Genomic DNA, 17253 nt, shown 5'->3' with positions numbered 1-17253 from the left:
AGAAACTGTTACTGGAGCATTTTGCTCTCTAAAAGCTCAAAAAAAGTATCTCTATAAGTTATGCCTAAAGGGATTTTATCATTGTCCGTTTGAAGTACAATTTCCCCTCCATCTACATACTTAAGATGATTTAATGAGACAATGAAAGATTTATGCGTTCTGATAAAATGTTCTTTAGGCAGCTTCTCGGCCAACTCTTTCATGGTTAGCAAAGTAATTATTTGCTCTTTCTGAAGTGTATAAATAGCCACATAGTTTTTTAAAGACTCTATGTAAAGGATGTTTTCAAATTTTACTTTGACATACTTCCCTTTATGCTCCGTTTTGACCATAATATAATCGCTGAGCGACTCAAGCTTTGTTGCTGTACTAGCAGCTAAAAACCTATTCTGAACCCTTTGCACAGCTCTTAAAAAGTCATCAAAGGGAATTGGCTTAGTTAAATAATCCACCACATCATACTTATAGCCATCTATAGCATATTCAGAATATGCAGTAGTTAAAACTATTTTGGTGTCGCCTTTGAGCATATCCATAAAGCTGAAACCTGTGAGGTGCGGCATATTAATATCTAAAAACACCATGTCAATATCGTTTTCATTGACAAAAGTTAGAGCTTCCACTGGATTTGAAAAAGATGCCACGTTTTCAACAAAGGATAGCCTTTTGATGTAGTTTTCAAGCACTTTAATTGCTGCAGATTCATCATCTACAATTACACTTAATATCATTTTTTTTCTTTTAGTAGAACTCTCTTACCCCTTAATATACACAATTGTAATCAGATAAAACGTAATTTCCTATTGGGAAACTTACTTCTTCCAAAGTATAGTTAATATCACTTCATAGGTATCATCATCCTCATTTACTAGTAGATTGTAATCACTTCCATAAGTTAATTCCAATCGCCTTTCTATGTTCTTTATACCCACAGATGTGGTCTCTCGATCCTTAAAATCTAGACGTTTTGTATTAAAGCATACAAATTTCAGACCATCTTTATCAACGTTTAAATTTATTTTTATTGGATTATCCTCATCATCAATAATTCCATACTTAAAAGCATTCTCAACAAGACTCAGTAATACCAAAGGAGGAATAACAAAAAGCATAAACAAACCGGACTTCTCAAAGTCGACATACGCCCGACCTCCAAATCTTAGTTTTTGAAGAACGAGATACTCGGTAACCGCTTCTACCTCTCTTCTTAAACTACTATTTTCGGTCTTTGTGCTCTCCACTGAATAGCGAAGAAGTTTGGTTAACGAAAGAATAGCATTTCCCGCTTCTGTGCTCTTCTCGGCCACATTACCGTAAACAAAATTTAAAGTATTAAACAAAAAATGAGGGTTTATTTGAGCTCTTAAAAAGGCAATTTCTGCACTGTGCAACTGCTTCTCAGCCTCCCTTCTTAATCGCTGGTCATCAATACGCTGTAAATATATCCAATAAGCAAAAGCATACAGAGCGGAAGTGGAAAAACGCCAAGTTTCAAAAAGATATACGTGCCATGGATTTGATTCAAGCTTAAGAATTGATTTGTCATATCGTATAATATATATATCCCACAAACTATTAAGTATAGAGAAGATCACTACAGTGATAAGACTAATCAAAATACCCTTTATCATTTGCTTCGGAAAAAACCTCTTGTAAATCTCAACTATGAAGTAAAAGCAGAATGTATAAATGAAGATTGTACTGAAATAAGTCATTACAGCACTGGAGGTTAAATCTGAGGTAAACCCTATAACAAAGATAAAATCAACCAAATAATAGATACTCCATCCTAAAACATGGAGCATAATTTCTGCCTTATTTCTTCTAATATGTTCAAAAAAGGAAACTGGAAAAGAGTCTTTCATACTGGTCTTATACTTAAAAAAGCTTTTTATATAGCAAATAACGTTATGTGCACTTTATATTTCTCTACTATCAGGATGTCCACGACATTTGTATAGTAAATTTTAATCAATCAAATAATCAATTTTAATCATGAGAAAAATCAATCTCGAAATCAGAAAAACAACAGTAACAAAATTGAACAATTCTACCAAGAATTCTTTTAAGTCTTGTTCTACTATACCTCTTCCATGTTCTACTATTCCTCTTCCTTGCTCTACTATTCCTCTTCCTTAATTTAGGAATATTAGAATAAGAAGAAAAATAGTGTTTCCAACGAAATATTAATATGCAAACATTACCCAAAGTTCTATTGATTCACAGAAGTACATTGATATGCGAAGTTCTTCGTGAATCATTAGAACAGAGGGAATACGAGGTTGTATCCTACGCCACCTCTGGTGAGGATGCATTCAAAAAGTCTACCAAATATAAGCCAGACGTAATAATAGTTAGTAACTCTATCACAGATTATAGTGGTTTAGAGATTGTTAACAAACTAAATAGAGAGTCTTTCAAGGGCTCCTTTATCTTTTTATCTCAGAATGCTAAGGATGCAAGGCAGGTTTTTCAAAAGCTTAATGTTTCTGGCCACATTCACACGTTTGACGGCATGAGCGAGCTGTTTTTTGCTCTTCAAGAAATAAGAGCAGGAAGACAATACACATCGCAAAGCGTCAAAAAAGAAATAAATAAGAGTTATAAAGAAGAAATAGGTGAACTAGAAATGGACACCTCTGTGCTTAAATCTCTTACTCCAAGAGAGCTTCAAATAATGCAAGCTTTATCAGACTCTAACACTACTCCACAAATTGCTAAACAGTTTTTAATAAGTCCTGCTACCGTTAACAACCACAGAGCTAACATAATGCAAAAACTAAACCTTAGAGGAAGAAATCAACTCATAGGTGTAGCGATATCATTAAAACCTTTTTACGACAGCGACGCCGCCTAGTCTTTAAAGAAATAGACTAAATGGTGGATGCGTTTTTATTCATAATTAGGATAAAAAAACTTTGCCCTGCTGCAACAAACACATTCAAATAATATTACTTCCATACAATAACAAATAAAAGACACTCCATTTTAAAACGAAATGGAGTGCTTTTTATATGGCTTATTATCAATCCACAGTGAAAAACCCAACGCATAATTCCCATCAAAAGGAGGCAAATAGAAAATAGTTCAATTTTCGGTTTCATATCGCGATATAAGAACCTATTTTTGCCCCGATTTTTACGGTAAACAAAACTTAACAAAATGTCTGCAGCACATCAAGTATCTGAACGTATCCAAAACTTGGAAGCATCAGCTACCATTGCCATGTCTCAAAAATCTCGTGAACTACGCGATGAGGGACATGACGTTATCAACCTTTCAATCGGAGAGCCCGATTTTAAAACACCTGATCACATCTGTGAAGAAGCTAAAAAAGCTATTGACGCAGGTTTCCACTCATATACACCTGTACCAGGTATTCCTGAGTTACGAAAGGCAATTGCAGACAAATTTAAACGTGACAATAATATTGACTGGGCTCCAGCTAATATTGTAGTCTCTACTGGTGCTAAGCACTCTTTGGCCAATGCCCTTCAGGTAATGGTTAATACAGGTGACGAAGTAGTAATTTTTGCACCTTACTGGGTGAGTTACTCTGAAATGGTAAAATTAGCAGAAGGAACGCCAGTGATAGTTAAAGGTTCTTTTGAAAATGGCTTTAAAGTTACTCCTGAGCAACTTGAAGCTGCCATCACAGATAAGACTAAGGTCATCATGTTTTCTTCTCCTTCTAACCCTACAGGAGCAGTATTTAGCAAAGCTGAGCTTACAGCCATAGCTAAAGTGGTAGAAAAGCACGAAAACGTTTTTGTACTAGCTGATGAGATTTATGAGTATATCAATTTTATGGATGAAGGTCACTTCAGTATTGGTTCTATTCCTGCCATAAAAGACAGAGTTATTACTGTTAACGGAATGGCAAAAGGTTTTGCTATGACTGGCTGGAGAATTGGTTACATAGGAGCAGCAGAATGGATTGCGAAAGGAATTACTAAACTTCAAGGTCAGGTCACTTCTGGAACGAATCATATAGCTCAAAGAGCATCTGTGGTAGCATGGGATGATATGACTTCTTCTGAAACTATGAAGAGAGCATATCTAGTTAGAAGAAAATTAGTAGTAGACGGTTTAAAGTCTATTCCAGGTTTTAAAGTTAATACACCTGATGGAGCATTTTACGCATTCCCAGATATCAGCGATTTCTTCGGAAAGTCAAATGGTGAAACTAAAATTAACAATAGTGATGATTTTAGCATGTTCCTACTCCTTAACGCTCACGTAGCTACTGTAGCTGGCGAAAGTTTTGGTGCACCTAATTGTATTAGAATTTCTACTGCTGCATCTGACGAGGCATTGGAAGAAGCAATAGGCAGAATTAAGAAAGTATGTGCTGAGTTAAAATAAACTTAGACCTATTTCATATTTGAAACCTCTCTAGCCTAGTGCTCAGAGAGGTTTTTTTGTTCCAAAACCTTCATAGCGGCATTTATTCCTGTTATGCCACTTACAGCTCCGCCCCTTTTGGCTCCTGAGCCGCAAATAAAAATGTTAGGAAACACCGTTTCCACTCCCCAAGTGTCTTCTTCACTTAGATGCTCCGCAAAAAACCAACTAAGGTCATTATGAAAAATATTTCCTTTTGGCAAGCCCAAATCATTTTCTAAATCTAAGGCACTTTTACACTCATAGCATAAATTGCCGTTGGAGTCTTCGGCAATACATGATTCAAAAGGCTCTTCCAAATATTTATTAATTCCGGTTAAAAACTTCTTCCAAACCATTGTCTTTACCCCTTCATTATCTTCCAAAAAAAGAGAATAAGGCATATCTAGGCCAAAAACCGTGATAGTATGAAAGCCCTTATCGGTCAATTCTTTTGACATGATGGAAGTATCTGTCAAAGTATGACAATACATTTCACACGGAAACTCCTCTGGAATTTGCTCTTCTTTAGCTTGCTCAAAAGAGTGAGCCTGCTGATCATAGTTTTGATTGATATGGAATGTTCCTGCAAAAGCCTCTTCCGAACTCACAGACTTATCTTTTAATTTTGGCAAACACTCTAACAGTATATTTATCTTAAAAGCTGTGCCATCTAAACCTTCATATTTTTCGTTTGAAAACCCGTATTTAACTTTCAAGTCATTTGAAACCAACTTTCCCAATAATTGCGGAGCGGCATTAAGCAATATATTTTCGGCTTCTATTCTTTCGTCATTTACATACACCGCTTTGTTTTCGATAGTCTCTACTTCTGTATTTGTTTCAAACTCCACACCTAAATCCACCGCCTTTTGATGCAGCTGACTTACCAAAGCCCCCATTCCGCCTTTTGGCACTCGCCACTCCCCAGTTTTATTGCCAATAATATGATAGATAAAAGTTTTGTTTTGTAGTAATGATTTATCAAAAGCATGGGTGTATGCTCCTATTTTACCATCGGTCAATAAAACTCCGCGGAGTACATCAGATTTGACATACTTTTCTATGAGTTCGCCTATTGGTTTTTCTACAAAAGCTTCCCAAATATCTATTTTCCCTTTTTCATCAAAGGTTTCCCTCCATGCCTCTTTTGATTTCAAAGGCTCTAAAAGAGAGTCCCAAACCAAATCGGCAAACTCCGCCTGCATCTGAAGTAGTTTTTGATAGCCTTCCCACTCTTGTTCTCCGTAACCTAAAGCCAAAACAGAGGCTTTAGAAATATGCTCACTCTCATTGCTAAGCAACAAACCATCATTTTCACCATAAGGGGTGTAAGAAGCAGTTTTCCTTGTCAAAAGTTCTATTTGAATACCTAAATCATCCAGGATTTCAGTAGGAAATAGGCTTATCAAATAAGAATACCGGGACAAATATGCTTCAAAGTCTCGAAAAGTTTTTTGAGAAGTAGTAGCTCCACCGATGTAATCATTCTTCTCTAAAACCAATACCTTTTTACCCGCTCTAGCCAAATAACAGGCAGCCACTAGGCCGTTATGACCACTGCCTACTATTACAACATCGTAACTTCTCATACCGTAAATATCAAAAAATTGATTCAAATAGAACCTCTCCACGGTTTGAACTATTCAAAACTTTAAATGTTTAAGAGGTATGAAAAAGAAAATCAACATTGACATCGTTTCGGACATAGCTTGTCCGTGGTGTTACGTAGGAAAAAAACGACTAGAAGAGGCGGCAAAATCATTAGAAGAATACGACCTTAATATAAACTGGCATCCTTTCCAGTTAGACCCAAACATTGCAGCAGAAGGGGCTAATAAAGAGGAATACATGGCAAATAAATTTGGCAGCATGGAACGCTATGAAATGCTAGCAGAGAATTTAATAAGTGCTGGAGATGGTGTAGGAATTGACTTTGATTTTAAGTCTGCCAAGACCATCCCAAATACCATGAAAATGCATCAACTGCTTCATATGGCCAGCAAAGAAGGTTTTGCAGATAGCTTAAAAGAAAGGTTCTTCAAGGCTAATTTTGAAGAGGTATTAGATTTGACTCAGGACGCAACTTTGGTCAAAATCATGAAAGAATTTGACTGGGAAGAAGAATACACCCTCTCTGTAATTAACGACCAAGAGATAGCCTACTGGGTAACGCAAGAGATTAGAAATTACCAGCAAATGGGTGTAACTGGCGTTCCGTTTTTTATTTTCAATAATAAATATGCCTTCAGTGGTGCTCAACCGCCTCAGGTTTTCATTGACACTATTAAGGATGTCAGCAATAAAATGGAAGCTACCGAAGCAGAATCATGTGATATTAATGACCCGAATTGCTAAATTGAGCCATCAATTCAGCAATTTATGAAAAACACCCTCGTCTCGCTTTTGTTAATAGCCTTATTGGGGGCTTGTCAGGTTCAGAAAATCACTAATAATATTATTAGCCCAAATGATGTTTGTCATCATTTGGGCTACCTTTTTATTGATACCGTTACTGGTGACACCCTTTTCCAACAAAACGCTGGCAAATACTTTAGCCCGGCCAGCACCACCAAACTCTTTACTTGGTATAGCAGCATTAGTTTATTAGGAGAGCAAATACCTGCCTTAAAATATTATGAGACCCCAGACACCCTCTTCTTTTGGGGAACCGGTGACCCTACTTTTCTTCGCAAAGACTTTTTAGAAAATAAGACATTAGAATTTTTAGAGAGTAAGACTGATAAGAAGCTCGTTTTCTCAAATGCCAATTTTCAAGATAAACACTTTGGCCAAGGCTGGATGTGGGACGACTATTTAGAGGCTTACCAAGCAGAAGTTTCGGCACTTCCGATGTACGGAAACTTGGTAACTTTTGATCAGGGAAGTACCGAACCACCTTATTTTAAAACTTTCACTCAAAATGTAGGGAATCAAAAAGCGAAGATTTTAAGAGCAGATGCTGAAAACTATTTTACTTATGCAGATAGCACTCGTCTTAATAATCTCAAAATCCCATTCAAAACCGATGGTGAAACCATAGCCGCTTTACTCTCTGACACCCTTAAAGTTTCGGTTATTTATCAGGCTAAGCATATTTATAATTACCAAACCACTACGCTCTTTTCTGAGTCAAGAGATAGCCTTATTATACCCATGTTAGAGCACAGTGATAACATGCTGGCAGAGCAACTCATGCTCATGGCAAGTGGTCAAATTTCGGACTCACTCTCTGTAAAAGCTGCCATAACTTATATGCTAGAAAATAAATTGGCCGACCTGCCTCAAAAACCAAGATGGGTAGATGGCTCTGGGCTTTCAAGATATAATATATTTACACCAAATGACCTCGTTTTCTTGCTTCAAAAAATCAAAAACGAAATAGGTTTAAGCCAAACATTTTATATTCTGCCAAAAATTGGGCAAAACCAAGAAATCTATATTTGGGCCAAATCTGGCTCAATGAGCGGTGTTTATAATTTGGCAGGTTTTATAAAAACTAAAAAAGGCCGAACACTAACTTTTGCCCTAATGAATAATAATTTCACCAAACCCGTGAGTGCTGTACGCAAAGAAATGGCTAGCTTTTTGGAGGGGGTTAGGGAGGGTTATTGAATAAAAATTAGTAGACAATGGTAAAAATGTACCCAAAGACTTTATAGAATCTCATTCAATTTCTAATTATTGGTGGGTGTTTGATAGAATTAAAGATCAAAAAGGTTTTATAAATGAAAAATAGAATAAACTTTCTTTTACTTATTGTTATATTATTTTCTTGTAATAAGAATGATAGTCATTCAAGTCATGATGAAAACAAACTTTCTGCACATAATTCAACTTTTGAGACTAAGGAAATATATAAACTAATTAATGACTCATTAAACGTCTATAGTGAAAATAGACTAACATCATTTATGTCTATTCATACATTTCCATATTTAGTGGATAGTGTAATTTGTCTAAATGAAGAAAAGAATAAACTTATTGGGGCCATTCTCATTCAATGTAATAAACCTGAATGTAAACAAGATGATATTGAATATCTCTACGGGGCAAAAATTAAAGAGAAATGGTATTTCTTTACTGGTCCGACCTTAGTGATATTCAGAAAGAAACAAAACACTCCCAACACCTTCGAAGAACTAAGCAACCTAGCCTACAAGAACATTTTCCGCCACTACCTTAAACGTAAAGAAAATGGCGAGTTGGAGATAAATGAGAAGTTCTTTGACTCTATGGAAAACAAAAACAACCCAGTAGTATCTACTGGATATGGCCCTTGCTATGAGTGTAAAACTTTTGAGGAATATGTAATGTATTTAGTGCAAAAAAACTGGTCTAGAAGAGATACTACTGATTATGCAACCCAATAATGAATTGTGCTAAAGGTTTCACCCTTATGAAACCCGTGAGTGCTGTACGCAAAGAAATGGCTAGCTTTTTGGAAGGGGTTAGGGAGGGTTATTGAATAAAAATTAGCAGGCAATGGTAAAGACATACCCAAAGACTTTATAGAATCTCATTCAATTTCTAATTATTGGTGGGTGTTTGAAAGAGTTAAAGGAATAGATAGAAATGGATATATTGACCAAAAGTAAAGCAATTCTGATTTTGATAATATTGACTTCGTCCTGTGGAGTAAAAGACGGCTCTGTAAGTACTATTAGGAAAGAGATTGTTAAAGATTTTCAGCATCAAACATTCAATTCCGATGAATTGATGATTACTATAAATGATACCATAAACAATTGGAAAAAAAACCAACTAGAAGGATATAATTATAAACCTACGGTAGAAGTAAGAGTTGATTCAATAATAGCAATGAACAAAGCAAAAGATAAAATTGTATTTGCCGAACTTAGAAGAATCGGAGAAAAGCATATTTCTGACGATTTAACTTATATGTATGGGGTAAAAATTGAAGGAAATTGGTACTTCTTTGGCGGTCCTACTATTGTGCTTTTTAGAAAATCACCTGAAACACCTCATACTTTCGAAGAACTAAGTGACCTAGCCTACAAAAACATTTTCCGCCACTACCTCAAGCGTAAAAGTAATGGCGAGTTGGAGATCAATGAGAAGTTTTTTGAGTCAATGGAAAATAAGAATTTAAGTGCAGATGGTTTTGGGTCTTGTTTTGAATGCAAAACCTTTGAGGAATATGTAATGTATTTAGTAAAAGACAACTGGTCTAGAAGAGATACTACTGATTATACGGCCCAATAATGAATTGTGCTAAAGGTTTCACCCTTATGAAACCGGTGAGTGCTGTACGTAAAGAAATGGCTAGCTTTTTGGAAGGGGTTAGGGAGGGGTTATTGATTATTCGCCTAATGTTTTGTCCCTAAGAGACATTCTGCTCTTTGATTTTTTTCTACCAAGGTATCGTCCCTAACGGGACATTTTCAACCAATAAGACATTTTTCTACCGAGGTTTTGCCACTAAAGGACACCATATTCTAAAATTCATTAGTGTTTTGTCCCTAAGGGACAAGCTCTTCTCTTACTAAATTCTTTCTACCGGTGTATTGTCCCTAACGGGACATTTTCAACCCATAAGACATTCTTCTACCGAGGTTTTGCCACTACGCGACTTTCGCTCACAAGAAACCTCGTTATACCGAGGTTCTGTCCCTAAAGGGACAATCGTACAAATACCTATGCCGACTAATATCCCTATTGGAGCACCCTGTTCTTTGATTGATTTTTCTCCACCAAGGTACTAATGGGACATTTTCAACCAATAAAACATTCTTCTTCTAACTAGGTTTTGTCCCTACGGGACATCTATATCAATTAAAATCCCCTTACAGAACTTGACAGAGATAGAGTTATATTTCGACAATCTGTTGTCCCAGCGGGACAAAACATTGGTAAAAGTGATTAAGGTCGTAAACCAAAATGTCCCTTAGGGACATCACATTTACGGAAAGAAGACCCCACCAATTCTAGGGAAGAATACCACCGAAGAAATAGAAAAGTTAATGCTTAATTAGACTTCAAAACAGGGAAACTTGCGGTGTTATTAAACTCTCTAAGGCATACCATGATTTGGTAGGTTAAATCGTAGTCGCTGGCGTTTAGAATAAACTCGTCACCCAACTTACAATACTCCATAAACTCGGTTAGGTCTGGGTCTTTCAGATTGGTGATAGTGGCTGCTTTACCTTTGTTATAACGCAGTTCTATATAAAATCTTCTCAGGTCTTGATACTCTAGTTCTGCCGCTTTTCGCTTTGATTTCCCCTCTTTACTCCATAAGTCATAAAGAGCGTCAATAGATAGTCCTGCTCCACCACCAAGGCCTCCTGCTGCCGTGGTCTTAACCAAATTACCCACTATATCCCTTTTCATGCTTTGTGCATTTCTTGGGTTTTCCAGAAAGGCTTTTATCTCTCTTTCTATGGTTTCAGTGCGTTTATCTCTTACCACCACCTCCTCCAGGGCAATGGCTTGTTGTTCCAAACCAATGGTAGGATGTCCAACAGATTTATCCCAATAAATGGCTGTTTCTCCAAAACCAATCCCCTTAATAATTAACGAATCACCTTCTGCGGCTCTGATGAAAAAGTCACCCGACTTATTAGTCACCACTACGTGCTCTGTTCTTTGATTAGTAACTGTTAGGGAAGAGAGTGGGCTTTGACTTTTGCTATTTAAAACTTTGCCATAAACCGACCACAGTTTCTGCCCATTGCTTTGCGAAGCAATGAGAGAAATCAATAAAACGAATAAAATTCTAAGTTTGACAGTCAATATTTTCAGGACGGCACAGCAACAAATTCACCATTTAAAACCAAATGGCAGAGTTCACCGTTTTTCATCAATGCGAAATTAGCCTTTTTCTCAAACTCTAAACGCCCCATATCCTCTTTCTTGACATTATAAGATGTTAATATTTCTGAAAATTTGGCTAAAGGCCTCAATTCAAAACCCGTAGCATCAAACTCTTCAATGCCCCAATAGGTTGACATGTCACCAATATCTTCCACTACACTTTTGAATTCATAGTTGGTGGCGTTATCAATATTAACCTCGTCTTTATTAATTCCAATGTCTACTTTTTCACCATCCATTTTGACATTTTTGATCAGTAAATCAAAAAGGCATTTCTGATTTGTAGGAATGGCATTATAGTCTACCAACTCCCTTCTTTTATATGTCTGCTTATTTATGCTTTCTAAAGCCTTTAAAATTATCAAGAAGTTAAGCTTACGCAAATACATCTTTTCATGGTCAGTGCCATAACCGCCAGACTCTATCAAAATAAGACTACTACCCCATTTTTGAATATTATCGCCAAAGGCTCTAGGTTCAAACTCGTCTGAAAAACGCCCTACTTTGTCAGGAATGATTTGCTGCAAAATGGCATTCATTTCACAGATAACCTGCATGGCCCTAGTCCTGTTTTCATTCCAATCTGTGGCTTCATTATAGGCCGTAGCTAGAAACGAAATAGCTGCTTGGTTTTTAGTAGCACCAGCAGAATACCGCACATTTTGATCATGAAGGTTAAAAGAAAAAGCTGGCTTAATCTCGTCTTGCAACTTTTTTAAAAGCTTACTTTCTGGACAAACCAAAGCAAGAGCATCCCTATTCATGTCAATCTGCTGAGCCGTTCTTCTGGTAAACCTTTCCGCCCCATCGGGATTAAGCATTGGAACAAAGTGCAAAGTAAGTCCAGTCAAAATATCTTCTACAAAACTATTTGAAGAGTCTGCAAAGAAGTTTAAAATGTCAAAAATAGCCATGGTAGCCGTAGCCTCATTACCATGCATTTGTGACCAAAGGAGCACTTGCTTTTTGCCTGTTCCAAGCTTGATTTTAAAAATGGCTCTCCCTTCAAAGGATTCACCTATTTCTTCTTTTTGAAAAGAACACTTTTCAAGCAGTTTTACTAGGTCGGCATGTTTGAACCTTCTCTTTGTAAAAAAAGGTTCTTTAATACGTTCGTAGGTTAATAAAAGGTCTGATTCTGTCAATACTAATTCAATATTAAATTAACTACTCCACTATTAACTAAGCCATAGTCGGCCACTTTTCCAAAACCCTGGTGCCGAACCACGTAGCCTTTGTTTTCTAAAATAGGCAAGGCATCTTTAAGCGTCATTCCGGATACATTTGGTATCCCGTCTGTAGTTCTAATAGGTTTCCAATACACCGAATCATTTTCAGCAACTCCAAATTTCACCATCCCATCAACTTCAATTGGCTCCATATCAATAGCAAGCTCATCTGCTATTTCTTGAAAATCTCCTGCCATTCCGGTCTTTTGCTGTTTGGCTATCAAATTCTTCTGCTGCAACTTCATGGAAGCAGGGTGAATAGCCACATCATAAGCAAAAATCTTATCTGCAATATCTCTAAAAACGGGTGCACATACCTGCGATGCATACACCAAATCTCCCCTAGGTTCATCAATAACTACCGCTGCGGTATATTTAGGATTATCTGCAGGAAAATATCCTATGAAAGACGTAAAGTACCTCCCTTTATTATAACCTTTGGCGTCTAACTTTTGAGCCGTTCCGGTTTTCCCGGCCACTTTACAGAAGCCACTGCTAATTCCTTTTGCAGTTCCGTCTTTTACCACACCTTTCATCATCTGCTGAGCTAACTCAATAACATCATCTGGAGCTATTCGCTTTGATATTTTGACATTATTGTACTGCTCTATTTGCTTATTACCTTCTTTGATTTCTCTTACCAAAAAAGGCTCTACCCAATAGCCGTCATTTGCTACTGCGTTATAAAACGCAAGCATCTGAATAGGTGAGATTTGACTTTCGTAACCGATACTCATCCAAGGCAAAGTAAACTTACTGTAGGTTTTATCTGAACCATTTTTGAAGTAAGGGTTTTTCTCTCCTTTGAGCTGAAAGCCGATTGGCTTATCTAATCTGTATTTTGAGATATAGGTCAAATAATCATCAATGCCGTTTGAGCCAAAAACACGTTCTATTAATTTATAAACACCAATATTACACGACTTCTCAAAGACCTCTTTAACCGTAATGTTTCCGTGTTCATGGTCACAAGTAAACTTTTTACCACGGTGCATAATAGTTCCGGTACAGTTGGCCGCCCAATCATTTCCACTCAGGTTTCCTTTTTCTAAAATAGCCATCATAGAAGCCAGTTTAAAGGTAGAACCTGGGTCCGTAGCGGCCAAAACGGCATAGTTCATATCTTCAATGTAGGACGTATTATTATTTCTAGTTCTTCGACTAAGGTTTGCTAAGGCTTTAATTTCTCCTGTAGCTATTTCCATCACTATAGCCGTACCAAAGTTTGCATTTGTTTGCGTTACTTTTTCTCTCAAAGCATGTTCTACAATGTCTTGAAAATTAACATCCAAAGTAGTAACCACATCTTGACCAGGAATAGCCTCTTCATTAATTTCAGAATCTAGTGGCTGATTTACGCCTCCGGCCAATCTCTTAAACAAAGATTTACCATTCTTTCCTGCCAAATAATTATTATAGCTAAACTCAATCCCGAAAAGACCTCTGGTTTTGGTGTCTCTATCCAAACTCCCGATAGTTCTTTTTGCCATATCATTAAATGGCAAAGAGCGTGTTGAAATTTTCTCAAAAACTCCCCCTCCTCTATATGGCCCTTCTTTAAAAAGAGGAAACTCTGAAATTTCCATCTTTTCTTGATGAGAGATTCTTCTCCCTGTCAACCTTAAATAGCGACTTCTTTTCGACTTTCTTTTGCTTACTATTTGAGACTTGTACTCATTCCAAGTTTTGTCTTGAAAATGGACCGAAAGCTTCTTGGCTAGTTCATCAATTCCTGCATTAAAAACAGCGTCTGACGCCTGTTTAACATCAAGCCCAACATAGTAATAAGGAACAGATGTAGCCAACAAACTTTTCCCATCTGAACCATAAATATTACCTCGCATAGCTGGTATTTCTTTCTCATAAATGAGATTCCTCTCTACGGTTGAGTTCTTATATTTTTCATTGTTTTGGACACTTAAAATTCCCCAAACAATAGTCACGGCTATTAAGCCCATGAATGCAAACATCCACAAAGACCGACTCTGAATTTGACCTTTTATACTGCTCATTTTCTTTTTCGGTTTTATTGGGCTACTACAATTTTGACAGGCGGCTCAATGTTCCTCAAAAGACCTCTGCTCTCTAGGGCCGTAGAAACCTGAGAGTGTTTACTTTTAAACATGTAAGAGGATTTGTGAGAGATATACTCTGCTCTTTTTTCTTTGATTTCTCTCTCGGCTTTATCCAAACCTCTGATAAGCGTTTCAAAATTATGCTGAAAAAAGATGTAGGTAAGAACTAGCATAAACGCAAACCCAACCTTCTTAAGCATGGAAGTGGGGAGTTCTTCGGAAATATTTAGGGTGTCAGAAATCCATTCTCCAAAATTGAACTTATTGGCCAATCTGGACATTAATGGCTCTTTCCGCTGACCTTTAGGTACGTTGAAAGACATGATTATTAGGAATTATTATATTAAAGCACTTAATCAAAGTTAAGTAATCCTATTCTAAAAAACCAAAATCATTTCTGAGATAAACTTGAAGCTTTTTAAAGCTTAAAACAAATCGGGTGTTTCGCTGCCTATTTTTCGGGTTTCTCTGCTATACGTAACTTAGCACTTCGCGACCTTGGGTTGGTTTGAAGTTCAATATCGTTTGCGATAATAGGCTTACGTGTGACGCCATTTAATGGCTTAAGCACATTCCCGAAAAAATCCTTTTCAAGATGCCCGTCTAGGTAGCCACTCTTGATGTAATTCTTCACCATCCTGTCTTCTAAAGAATGATATGACATTACTACCAATCGACCTCTAGGATTCAGTAAATCAGGAACTTGGAACAAAAACTCTTCTAGAGCTTTCATTTCTTCATTCACCTCAATTCTTAGTGCTTGAAAAACCTGAGCGTAATATTTGAATTCTTTAAATTTGGGTGCACAACTGTCTAAAACATCCTTTAGTTGTTCTATGGTTTCAATGGGGCCACCTGACCTCGCCATGTCTATTGTTTGAGCAGCAGTTTTGGCGTTTTTAATTTCACCATACATACCCAAAATCTTATGCAATTCGGCTACCTCGTAGTTGTTTATAACATCTTTAGCGGTAGGCCCCGTTTTTCTGTTCATTCGCATGTCAAGGTCTGCGTCAAAACGTGTAGAAAAACCACGCTCTGGCGTGTCAATTTGGTATGACGATACTCCTAAATCAGCCAAAATTCCATCTACTTTTTTGACACCATGTACTCGAAGAAATTTTCTGATATGACGAAAATTAGCCTGAATAAAAGTGAACTTACTTTTGTCAAACCCCTCTGCATTCTTTTTTGCGTCTTCATCCTGGTCAAAACTATACAGCTTGCCATTTTCTAATTTATCCACAATGGCCTTGGAGTGCCCTCCGCCACCAAAGGTAATGTCAACATAAATACCGTCAGGGTTAATATTTAAACCTTCCAGACACTCAGGAAGCATTACAGGAACATGATAATCAAGATTTGACATGAACTTAAAAGCGAGTTTTTTGATTTACAAAAGTAGTTAATTGTCCGCTGAGAAGCGTTTAGTGAATAGAAATTACATTTTGTAGCAATGAGAAAACTTCTTTTAATACTTACTGCCGTTTTATTATGGCAATGCCAAAGTGAAACCAAACCAAGTATTGACGGCATTTGGCGTGCTGAAGTGCCAACGGTAATTGGGAACATTCCTTTTAACTTAGAAATAGAAACAAAGAATGACTCCATAAGCGTTTTTGCTATAAATGGTGATGAAAGACTAGCTTTAGATAATGCCTTTTTCGAAAACGATTCACTCCATATTACTATGGAGGTTTTTGACGCCGAAATAGTGGCTCATGTTTCAGGTGGAAATATGAATGGAGTTTACACCAAAAAATTAGATAACAACACCGACAGAAGAGGAGCCTTTTCTGCTTCTTTGGGTGACTCCTATAGATTTGCTCCCGATTCAGAAACAGCTAAACATGATGTTTCTGGAAAATGGCAGGTTTCTTTCACAGAACCTGAAGGAAAAGTTTACCCCGCGGTGGGAGTCTTTTCTCAAAAAGGAAATAAAGTAACAGGTACATTTTTGACCAGCACGGGCGACTACCGTTACTTGGATGGAAATGTGATTGGCGATAGCCTTAAAGTTTCTTGTTTTGATGGCACGCATATATTCTTATTCAAAGCTAAAATCAATGAAAACAAATTAGAGGGTGGCCGATTTTCTTCAAGCTTGCTTTACCAAGAAACATGGAACGGCGTAAAAGACGATAATGCGAAACTTCCCGACCCAAACAGCCTAACCTTTATCAAAGAGGGCTATGATAAATTTGATTTCTCTTTCAAAAACTCAAAAGGCGAAACAGTTTCACTTTCTGACGCTCAGTATAAAGACAAAGTAGTTTTGGTTCAAATACTAGGAAGTTGGTGCCCTAACTGCATGGATGAGAGCAAATTCTACGTAAAATGGCTAAAAGAAAATCCAGAGAAAGATGTGGAAATTGTTGGCTTGGCATTTGAAAAAAGCACCGACCCGAGCATAGCTTACCCTAAAATTGACAAAATGAAAAAGCGTTTCGGGATGGAATATGAAGTGCTTTTGGCAGGAAATATCGACAAGGCAGAAGCTAATAAATCACTCCCGATGCTTAATCATATTATGAGCTACCCCACCACCATATACCTTGACAAAAAACATCAAGTTAGGAAAATACACACTGGTTTTTCTGGCCCAGGTACAGGGGAGTACTATGCACAATTCACAGAAGGTTTTGAACGTTTTATGGAACTGCTAGTTTCCGAATAAGAATGCCTTCCGGAAATAAGAATAAGTCTAAACTAAAGTGCCAGGATTGTTG

15 protein-coding genes are annotated in these 17253 nt (G+C 37.1%); 7 read left to right on the top strand and 8 right to left on the bottom strand.

The window, feature by feature from the left end:
* Positions 1–8: 8 nt before the first annotated feature.
* Together AADJ06_RS12180 and AADJ06_RS12175 are read right to left on the bottom strand one after the other, a co-directional pair.
* Positions 9–731 (bottom strand): LytTR family DNA-binding domain-containing protein, encoded by a 723-nt coding sequence (locus AADJ06_RS12180; RefSeq protein ID WP_341226731.1) that lies wholly within the window; start codon positions 729–731, stop codon positions 9–11.
* 81 nt (positions 732–812) lie between these two features.
* Positions 813–1865: a histidine kinase gene (locus AADJ06_RS12175; protein ID WP_341226730.1), complete on the bottom strand. Its 1053-nt coding sequence runs from the start codon at positions 1863–1865 to the stop codon at positions 813–815.
* Positions 1866–2191: 326 nt separating this feature from the next.
* On the opposite strand from AADJ06_RS12175, the gene AADJ06_RS12170 reads away from it, so the two are divergent.
* Together AADJ06_RS12170 and AADJ06_RS12165 are read left to right on the top strand one after the other, a co-directional pair.
* Positions 2192–2857, top strand: coding sequence for a response regulator transcription factor (locus AADJ06_RS12170; protein ID WP_341226729.1), 666 nt, complete (start codon positions 2192–2194; stop codon positions 2855–2857).
* A 305-nt stretch (positions 2858–3162) separates the two neighbouring features.
* A complete protein-coding gene (locus AADJ06_RS12165) occupies positions 3163–4365 on the top strand; it encodes a pyridoxal phosphate-dependent aminotransferase (RefSeq protein ID WP_341226728.1) in 1203 nt (400 codons plus the stop codon).
* 35 nt (positions 4366–4400) lie between these two features.
* Here AADJ06_RS12165 and AADJ06_RS12160 read toward each other — a convergent pair whose 3' ends face one another.
* Positions 4401–5975 carry an NAD(P)/FAD-dependent oxidoreductase gene (locus tag AADJ06_RS12160; RefSeq protein ID WP_341226727.1) on the bottom strand — a complete coding sequence of 525 codons (1575 nt, stop codon included), beginning with the start codon at positions 5973–5975 and terminating at the stop codon, positions 4401–4403.
* Positions 5976–6054: 79 nt separating this feature from the next.
* Here AADJ06_RS12160 and AADJ06_RS12155 point away from each other — a divergent pair, with 79 nt between their 5' ends.
* The 4 genes from AADJ06_RS12155 to AADJ06_RS12140 all read left to right on the top strand — a co-directional run bounded on the left by AADJ06_RS12155 (position 6055) and on the right by AADJ06_RS12140 (position 9609).
* Positions 6055–6741 (top strand): DsbA family oxidoreductase, encoded by a 687-nt coding sequence (locus tag AADJ06_RS12155; protein ID WP_341226726.1) that lies wholly within the window; start codon positions 6055–6057, stop codon positions 6739–6741.
* Positions 6742–6765: 24 nt separating this feature from the next.
* Positions 6766–7998 carry a D-alanyl-D-alanine carboxypeptidase gene (locus AADJ06_RS12150; protein WP_341226725.1) on the top strand — a complete coding sequence of 411 codons (1233 nt, stop codon included), beginning with the start codon at positions 6766–6768 and terminating at the stop codon, positions 7996–7998.
* A 113-nt stretch (positions 7999–8111) separates the two neighbouring features.
* Entirely contained in the window at positions 8112–8756 is a 645-nt protein-coding gene (locus AADJ06_RS12145; RefSeq protein WP_341226724.1) for a hypothetical protein, read from the top strand.
* Between the two features lie 202 nt (positions 8757–8958).
* Positions 8959–9609: a hypothetical protein gene (locus AADJ06_RS12140; RefSeq protein ID WP_341226723.1), complete on the top strand. Its 651-nt coding sequence runs from the start codon at positions 8959–8961 to the stop codon at positions 9607–9609.
* Between the two features lie 762 nt (positions 9610–10371).
* Here the strand turns inward: AADJ06_RS12140 and AADJ06_RS12135 are convergent.
* The 5 genes from AADJ06_RS12135 to rsmH all read right to left on the bottom strand — a co-directional run bounded on the left by AADJ06_RS12135 (position 10372) and on the right by rsmH (position 15893).
* Complete coding sequence (locus AADJ06_RS12135; RefSeq protein ID WP_341226722.1) at positions 10372–11139, bottom strand: hypothetical protein; 768 nt, start codon at positions 11137–11139, stop codon at positions 10372–10374.
* Between the two features lie 5 nt (positions 11140–11144).
* Positions 11145–12365, bottom strand: a complete 1221-nt coding sequence (locus AADJ06_RS12130; RefSeq protein WP_341226721.1) for a M14 family zinc carboxypeptidase — start codon at positions 12363–12365, stop codon at positions 11145–11147.
* Positions 12366–12367: 2 nt separating this feature from the next.
* Positions 12368–14461, bottom strand: a complete 2094-nt coding sequence (locus tag AADJ06_RS12125; protein WP_341226720.1) for a penicillin-binding protein 2 — start codon at positions 14459–14461, stop codon at positions 12368–12370.
* Positions 14462–14475: 14 nt separating this feature from the next.
* Positions 14476–14847 carry an FtsL-like putative cell division protein gene (locus tag AADJ06_RS12120; protein WP_341226719.1) on the bottom strand — a complete coding sequence of 124 codons (372 nt, stop codon included), beginning with the start codon at positions 14845–14847 and terminating at the stop codon, positions 14476–14478.
* 128 nt (positions 14848–14975) lie between these two features.
* Positions 14976–15893, bottom strand: coding sequence for a 16S rRNA (cytosine(1402)-N(4))-methyltransferase RsmH (rsmH, locus tag AADJ06_RS12115; RefSeq protein ID WP_341226718.1), 918 nt, complete (start codon positions 15891–15893; stop codon positions 14976–14978).
* A gap of 87 nt (positions 15894–15980) precedes the next feature.
* Here rsmH and AADJ06_RS12110 point away from each other — a divergent pair, with 87 nt between their 5' ends.
* Positions 15981–17201 (top strand): TlpA disulfide reductase family protein, encoded by a 1221-nt coding sequence (locus tag AADJ06_RS12110; protein WP_341226717.1) that lies wholly within the window; start codon positions 15981–15983, stop codon positions 17199–17201.
* The last annotated feature ends 52 nt before the right edge of the window (positions 17202–17253 follow it).

The sequence above is a fragment of the uncultured Arcticibacterium sp. genome (assembly GCF_964021845.1).
GTDB lineage: Bacteria > Bacteroidota > Bacteroidia > Cytophagales > Spirosomataceae > Arcticibacterium.
Note: the sequence above shows the minus strand (reverse complement) of the source record. Positions and strands in the feature narration are given on the sequence as shown.